Source organism: Ornithinibacter sp. (assembly GCF_035443565.1).
Taxonomy (GTDB): Bacteria; Actinomycetota; Actinomycetes; order Actinomycetales; family Dermatophilaceae; genus Fodinibacter.
The window spans coordinates 1-6,526 of sequence record NZ_DAORSO010000029.1 but is presented as its reverse complement, the minus strand read 5'-3'; the positions used below and the strand labels follow the sequence as shown (position 1 = coordinate 6,526).

At 70.6% G+C, this 6,526-nt stretch carries 8 protein-coding genes; 4 read left to right on the top strand and 4 right to left on the bottom strand.

The annotated features are described in order from the left end of the window. Positions 1-171 precede the first annotated feature (171 nt). The gene (locus tag PLL68_RS05285) at positions 172-1,509 is read right to left on the bottom strand and encodes a glutamine synthetase family protein (protein WP_159898810.1); all 1,338 of its coding nucleotides are present in this window, start codon (positions 1,507-1,509) and stop codon (positions 172-174) included. Between the two features lie 114 nt (positions 1,510-1,623). Between PLL68_RS05285 and panB the strand changes: the two genes are divergently transcribed. Together panB and PLL68_RS05275 are read left to right on the top strand one after the other, a co-directional pair. Beyond that, positions 1,624-2,535 carry a 3-methyl-2-oxobutanoate hydroxymethyltransferase gene (gene panB / locus PLL68_RS05280; RefSeq protein ID WP_324532329.1) on the top strand — a complete coding sequence of 304 codons (912 nt, stop codon included), beginning with the start codon at positions 1,624-1,626 and terminating at the stop codon, positions 2,533-2,535. 45 nt (positions 2,536-2,580) lie between these two features. Further along, positions 2,581-3,225, top strand: coding sequence for a class I SAM-dependent methyltransferase (locus PLL68_RS05275; protein WP_324532327.1), 645 nt, complete (start codon positions 2,581-2,583; stop codon positions 3,223-3,225). Positions 3,226-3,231: 6 nt separating this feature from the next. Here PLL68_RS05275 and PLL68_RS05270 read toward each other — a convergent pair whose 3' ends face one another. Next, the gene (locus tag PLL68_RS05270; protein ID WP_324532325.1) at positions 3,232-3,438 is read right to left on the bottom strand and encodes a methionine aminopeptidase; all 207 of its coding nucleotides are present in this window, start codon (positions 3,436-3,438) and stop codon (positions 3,232-3,234) included. Between the two features lie 42 nt (positions 3,439-3,480). Here PLL68_RS05270 and map point away from each other — a divergent pair, with 42 nt between their 5' ends. Further along, entirely contained in the window at positions 3,481-4,353 is an 873-nt protein-coding gene (map, locus tag PLL68_RS05265) for a type I methionyl aminopeptidase (protein WP_324532323.1), read from the top strand. Further along, a complete protein-coding gene (gene ppgK / locus PLL68_RS05260) occupies positions 4,350-5,129 on the top strand; it encodes a polyphosphate--glucose phosphotransferase (RefSeq protein ID WP_324532321.1) in 780 nt (259 codons plus the stop codon). Before map ends, ppgK begins: the two co-directional genes overlap by 4 nt. A 110-nt stretch (positions 5,130-5,239) precedes the next feature. On the opposite strand, the gene PLL68_RS05255 is transcribed toward ppgK, so the two are convergent. Further along, positions 5,240-5,899, bottom strand: coding sequence for an MBL fold metallo-hydrolase (locus PLL68_RS05255; protein WP_324532319.1), 660 nt, complete (start codon positions 5,897-5,899; stop codon positions 5,240-5,242). 38 nt (positions 5,900-5,937) lie between these two features. Further along, a partial coding sequence (locus tag PLL68_RS05250; protein WP_324532316.1) for a cobalamin B12-binding domain-containing protein occupies positions 5,938-6,526 on the bottom strand: 589 nt, incomplete at its 5' end.

Sequence of the window (6,526 nt, the reverse complement as noted above, 5' to 3'; positions counted from 1 at the left end):
CGGCCAGCGCAGCGGCCAGCCCGTGGTCCTCGATGTGCTCGCGGGAGTGGATGAGGCCGGCGAGCGCCGGGTCCTGCAACAGGCTGAACGCGCGAGCAGCATCGTCGAACCCCAGCCGCGCGATGGCGACGGGGATCGACCCGGGACCGCGAGAGCTCACCCCGGCGCCGGTCAGAGGCGGGGCAGGTAGCGGTCGAGCTCGAAGGCACTCACCTGGTTGCGGTAGTCGGCCCACTCGGCCCGCTTGTTGCGCAGGAAGAAGTCGAAGGTGTGCTCCCCGAGGGTCTCGGCGATGAGCTCACTGCCCTCCATGACGCTGATGGCGTCGCTGAGGCTCGCGGGCAGCGGCTTGATGCCCATGGCCTTGCGCTCGGCGTCGGTGAGGCTCCACACGTCGTCCTCGGTCTCGGGAGGCAGTTCGTACCCCTCCTCGATGCCCTTGAGCCCGGCGGCGAGCAGCACCGCGAACGCCAGGTAGGGGTTGCAGGCGCTGTCGATGCTGCGCACCTCGACCCGGGTGCTGTTGCCCTTGCTCGGCTTGTACATGGGCACGCGCACCATGGCCGAGCGGTTGTTGTGGCCCCACGTGAGGTGCGCCGGTGCCTCTCCCCCTCCCCAGAGCCGCTTGTAGGAGTTCACCCACTGGTTGGTCACGGCCGTCAGTTCAGCACCGTGGTGGAGCAGGCCCGCGATGAACTGCCGTCCCGTGCGCGAGAGCTGGTAGGGCGCGCCGGGCTCGTGGAAGGCGTTGGTGTCCCCCTCGAACAGGGACAGGTGGGTGTGCATGCCCGACCCCGGGTGCTCGGCGAAGGGCTTGGGCATGAACGAGGCGAAGATGCCCTGCTCGAGGGCGACCTCCTTGATGACCGCCCGGAAGGTCATGATGTTGTCGGCCGTGGAGAGCGCGTCGGCGTAACGCAGGTCGATCTCGTTCTGACCGGGGGCGCCCTCGTGGTGGCTGAACTCGACCGAGATGCCCATCGCCTCGAGCATGCCGATGGCGGCGCGCCGGAAGTCGTGGCTGTTGCCGTGCGGCACGTGGTCGAAGTAGCCGGCCTGGTCGATCGGCTCCGGCCTGGTCCCGGGCACCCACCCCTGCTTGAGCAGGAAGAACTCGATCTCCGGGTGCGTGTAGAACGTGAACCCGAGGTCGGCGGCCTTGGTCAGCGCCCGCTGCAGGACGTGCCGGGGGTCGGCCATGCTGGGGGTGCCGTCGGGCAGGGTCAGGTCGCAGAACATCCGCGCGGTCCCGGGGCTCTCGCCGCGCCACGGCAGCACCTGGAAGGTGCTGGGGTCGGGCTTGGCCAGCATGTCCGCCTCGTAGATCCTGGCGAAGCCCTCGATGACCGAGCCGTCGAAGCCGATTCCCTCGGCGAACGCTCCCTCGAGCTCGGCCGGGGCGATGGCCACCGACTTCAGCGTGCCGAGCACGTCGGTGAACCAGAGCCGGACGAACCGGATGTCGCGTTCTTCGATGGTGCGGAGGACGAACTCCTGCTGACGGTCCATGGGCCGAATCCTGCCGCACCCGTGTGTCGCGCGGGTAACAGGTCGGCACGCGTCCGGCATCCGAACATCCGCGACCCCCGCGTCAGGCGAGGCGCCGCGGCATACGATCGGCCCATGACCGAGTCGACGCCGACCAGCCCGGATGCCGTGGCCTCCCCCGCGGGCACCCCGCCCCCCGCTCCGGAGGGCACGGCCCCGTACGGCACGGGTGCCCAGGCGGCGCCGCAGCGGCGCATCCGGGTGCCGCACCTGCACCAGATGAAGGAGCGGGGCGAGAAGTGGGCGATGCTCACCGCCTACGACATGTACACCGCCGAGATCTTCGACGAGGCCGGCATCCCCGTGCTGCTCGTCGGTGACAGCGCCGGCAACAACGTCTACGGCTTCGAGACCACCGTCCCCGTGACCGTCGACCACCTCGTGCCGCTGACCCGGGCGGTGACGAGCGCGGCCAAGCGGGCCATGGTCGTCGCCGACCTGCCGTTCGGCTCCTACCAGGCCAGCCCGCAGCAGGCCCTGGCGACCGCGACCCGCTTCATGAAGGAGGGCCTGGCCCACGCCGTCAAGCTCGAGGGCGGGGCGGCGATGGTGCCCGAGGTCGAGCTGCTCGTGCGCGCCGGCATCCCCGTCATGGGCCACATCGGTTTCACCCCCCAGAGCGAGCACGTGCTCGGTGGGTACAAGGTGCAGGGTCGCGGGGCCGGGGCCGACAAGCTCATGGACGACGCTCTCGCGCTCGAGGCCGCTGGGTGCTTCGCCGTCGTCATCGAGATGGTGCCCTCCCCTGCGGCCGAGGCCGTCACGAAGGCGCTGCGCATCCCCGTCGTCGGCATCGGCGCCGGTCCGCACTGCGACGCCCAGGTGCTCGTGTGGCAGGACATGGCCGGGCTGCGCGGCGGACGGGCCCCCCGGTTCGTGAAGAAGTACGCCGATCTGCGCACGGCGCTCTCGGACGCGGCCACGGCGTATGCCGCCGACGTCGCCGGCGGCACGTTCCCGGCATCCGAGCACTCCTTCGAGTCCTGAACCACGACACCGACACCCGGCTGCGACAGAGAGCGTCTACCCACCATGTGGCCCCTTGACACGCCCAACGCCCCGTCCCCGACGCGCTGGTCAGCGCTGCAGAGCGGGCCCGAGGCAGCCGCCGAGTACCGCAAGCGCTTCCTCGACCTCGAGGAGGCCGGCACCGACATCCACGGCGAGGCGCGCTTCGTCACCACGTTGGCGCCTCCGCCGTCACGGGTGCTTGATGCCGGCTGCGGCTTCGGGCGCGTGGCGAGCAAGCTGACCCGCCTCGGGCACACGGCGATCGGGGTCGACGCCGACGAGCACCTGATCGAGCTCGCCCGCGAGGACGCCGACACGCGGTTCTTCGTCGCCGACCTGTCGACCCTGAACCTGCGCGCCGAGCAGGAGTTCCACTGCGTGGTGATGGCGGGCAACGTCGTGCCCTACCTCGCCGACGGCACGCTGGCCGCGGTGCTCGAGCGGCTGTCGTCACACCTCGCGCCCGGTGGCTACCTCGTGGCGGGTTTCGGGCTGTCGGGGTCGGCACTGCCCGAGAACGCCGCGCCGGTGAGCCTGCGCGTCTACGACCGGCTCGCGGAGGCCGCCGGGTTGTCGTTCATCAACCGGTACGCGACGTGGGACCGCGAGCCGTTCGTGGCCGGTGGGTCGTATGCCGTGTCGGTGCACCGCCGCACCGGCGGCTGAACGGGGTCAGTCCTCCTGGGACTCCTCGTCCCACGAACCGCCACCTGACCACTTGCGGTCCTCGGCGTCCCAGCGCTCGGTGTTGGCCCGCGCCGTCTCCAGCGCAGCAGCCGCGGCGTCGTGGGTGTCGTAGGGGCCCATGACCGTGGCGTCCTGGCTGCGGGTGTCGTCGGTCTCGACCTGACCGGTGTCGACGTTGTACCAGTACTTCATCGCCATCCTCCTTGGTGGTGGGCTTTGCCTAGACTCCACCGTATGCCGTTGACGACCGCTCCCGTGGCCCCTGGTGCACTCTCACCTCGACGACCCGTTCCGGCGAGCATCGCGCGACCCGAGTACGTCGACCAGCCGGCCCCCGAGAAGTTCACCGGCTCGGAGGTCAAGGACGCCGAGACCGTCGAGGCGATGCGCGTCGCCGGTCGCATCGCCGCCAACGCGATGGCTGCGGCGGCCGCCGTCATCGCCCCGGGAGTGACCACCGACGAGATCGACCGCGTGGGTCACGAGTACCTGCTCGACCACGGCGCCTACCCCTCGACCCTGGGCTACCGCGGCTTCCCCAAGTCGCTGTGCACGTCGGTCAACGAGGTGATCTGCCACGGCATCCCCGACAGCCGCCCGCTCGAGGACGGCGACATCGTCAACATCGACATCACCGCCTACATCGGTGGCGTGCACGGCGACACCGACGCCACGTACCTCGTGGGCGACGTCGACGAGGAGTCGCGCCTGCTCGTCGAGCGCACCCACGAGGCGATGATGCGCGGCATCCGGGCCGCCGTTCCGGGCCGGGCGGTCAACGTCATCGGCCGGGTCATCGAGTCGTACGCCAAGCGCTTCGGCTACGGCGTCGTGCGCGACTTCACCGGCCACGGCATCGGGTCGGCCTTCCACAGCGGCCTGATCATCCCGCACTACGACGCGGCACCCGCCTACGACACCATCATCGAGGCGGGGATGACCTTCACCGTCGAGCCCATGCTCAACCTCGGCACCGCCGAGTGGGAGATGTGGGACGACAGGTGGACAGTGGTGACGAAGGACCGCCGACGTTCGGCACAGTTCGAGCACACGATCCTCGTCACCGACCACGGTCCAGAGATCCTCACCCAGGGAGACGCAGCATGAGCACAGCATTGCCCCTCGGCATCGACGTCGGCGGAAGCGGCATCAAGGGCGCTCCCGTCGACCTGGACAAGGGCGAGTTCGCGCAGGAGCGGGTGCGGATCGACACCCCCGCCGAGTCAACGCCCGAAGCCGTGTGCGACATCATCGCGCGGATCGTCGAGCAGTTCGACGAGGTGCACGACGGTTCCCCGATCGGGGTGACGGTGCCCGGCGTCGTGCAGCACGGTGTCGTGAAGACCGCCGCGAACATCCACAAGTCGTGGATCAACTGCGAGATCGAGAAGCTCCTCGAGGACCGCCTCCAGCACGACGTCGTCGTCGTCAACGACGCGGATGCCGCTGGCGTCGCCGAGCTCGCGTACGGCGCCGCCAAGGGCCAGGACGGCCTCGTCATCATGACGACCCTCGGCACCGGGATCGGGACCGCGGTGATCAACCGGGGTGTGCTCGTGCCCAACTCCGAGCTGGGCCACCTCGAGATCGACGGGGTCGACGCCGAGACGGTCGCGGCCAGCTCGATCAAGACGGCTGAGGGCCTCAGCTACGAGGAGTGGGCTCCCCGCCTGCAGCGCTACTACCGCTACCTCGAAGACCTCATGTGGCCCGACCTCATCGTCGTCGGTGGCGGCGTCTCGAAGAAGTCGGACAAGTTCCTGCCCCTGCTCGACCTGCGCACCCCCATCGTGCCGGCGGTGCTGCGCAACGCCGCGGGCATCATCGGCGCGGCCGTGCTCGCGAACGGCTACCAGCAGGAACGCGGTCGCCACACCAGCTGAGCCGCGGAGCTGCGCAACCTGAGCCCGGGGCTGCGCGATCGTCGGTGAAAACCGTCGTCTGAGCGACGATCTTCACCGACATTCGGATGCCGGGTGGCCGGCAACCGAGGTCAGGCGCCTTCGCGGAACTCCACTGGACCAGCACCGGCGAGGTCGTGGATGCGGGTGTCGGCGCAGCCGAGCTGCGCCGCCTGCCCCAGGTAGAGGTCGCGACCCCGTCGCTGGAGCAGCCCGTCGTGGATCGGCACCGCGTGCGGTGCGCCGAACCGGCGCAGGAAGGCCGTCATGTCACGGCTGCGCTGCCACGGCGCCTGGAGCGGGAAGGCGAGCACGTCGACCTGACCCGGCACGGCATCCAACGCGTCACCCGGGTGGAAGAACGACGGCTCGCCGTCGGCGTCGAGACGCACGCCGACGTTGGTGATGCGCGGCAGGTCGTCGTGGATCAGCGCGTGCTGCTCACCGAACGGGGTGATCGTGACGCCACCGATCCGGGTCGTGGTGCCACCGTGCTCGCGCGCCTCGACGCCGAGGTCGGCGAACGCCGTCACGCTCTCGGGGTCGCAGAGCACCGCCGCGTTCGGGTTGTCGGCGAGGATGCCGGGTAGCCGCTGCGGGTCGAGGTGATCGGGGTGGCGATGGGTCACGATCACGGCGTCGAGGTCGTGTGCCTCGCTGAAGTCGTCGACGAAGGCGCCCGGGTCGATGAGGACGCGCACGTCCGCCATCTCGACGAGCAGGCAGGCGTGTCCGAGGTGGGTGATCCGCATGTCCCCACGGTAGGGGGTGCCGGGCGGCCGGGGCAGCCTCAGCCGGCCGCCGACTCGCGGGCGACCTCGTCGACGAGGTCCGCGGCGGCACGCAGATCGGGGGGCAGCACCACCGTCATGGGCGGCGGTTCCGGCAGGCGCACCGCCCCCTGGCCGGCGAGGAAGACGGGGGCGCGGCGACCGAGCCGGGTGAGCGACGGCATCCGGGACTCGAAGACCGAGCGGCGCACCCCGGCGAGCACGCACGCGTCGGCGTCGAGAATGCGGACCGCGTCGGCGACGGCGGTCATCGGGGTGTTGGCGCCGAGGCTGACCACCCGCCAGGACCGGGCGTGCAGCATCGCCCCGAACAGCTCCAGGGGCAGGTCGTGCAGCTCGCCCGGCGGGCACGCCAGGACCACGGTGCGCGACACCTGCCCCGGCAGTGGCCCCCGCATTTCGCCGAGCACCCCCCGGAACGAGCTGGAGACGAAGTGCTCGTGCAGGACCCCCATCTCGCCGCGCTCCCAGCCCTCGCCGACCTCGCGCAGCACCGGCATCACGACCTCGGCAACGGCGACGTCGACCCCGTGCGCGAGCAGGCACTCCAGGAGTGCGTCCCGCACGCCGACCCCGTCGAGCTCGCGC

Excerpts from the sequence above, each read along its gene's own strand:
- PLL68_RS05285 (WP_159898810.1), bottom strand. The coding sequence starts at position 1,509 with ATGGACCGTCAGCAGGAGTTCGTCCTCCGCACCATCGAAGAACGCGAC.
- panB (WP_324532329.1), top strand. The coding sequence starts at position 1,624 with ATGACCGAGTCGACGCCGACCAGCCCGGATGCCGTGGCCTCCCCCGCG.
- PLL68_RS05275 (WP_324532327.1), top strand. The coding sequence starts at position 2,581 with ATGTGGCCCCTTGACACGCCCAACGCCCCGTCCCCGACGCGCTGGTCA.
- PLL68_RS05270 (WP_324532325.1), bottom strand. The coding sequence starts at position 3,438 with ATGAAGTACTGGTACAACGTCGACACCGGTCAGGTCGAGACCGACGAC.
- map (WP_324532323.1), top strand. The coding sequence starts at position 3,481 with ATGCCGTTGACGACCGCTCCCGTGGCCCCTGGTGCACTCTCACCTCGA.
- ppgK (WP_324532321.1), top strand. The coding sequence starts at position 4,350 with ATGAGCACAGCATTGCCCCTCGGCATCGACGTCGGCGGAAGCGGCATC.
- PLL68_RS05255 (WP_324532319.1), bottom strand. The coding sequence starts at position 5,899 with ATGCGGATCACCCACCTCGGACACGCCTGCCTGCTCGTCGAGATGGCG.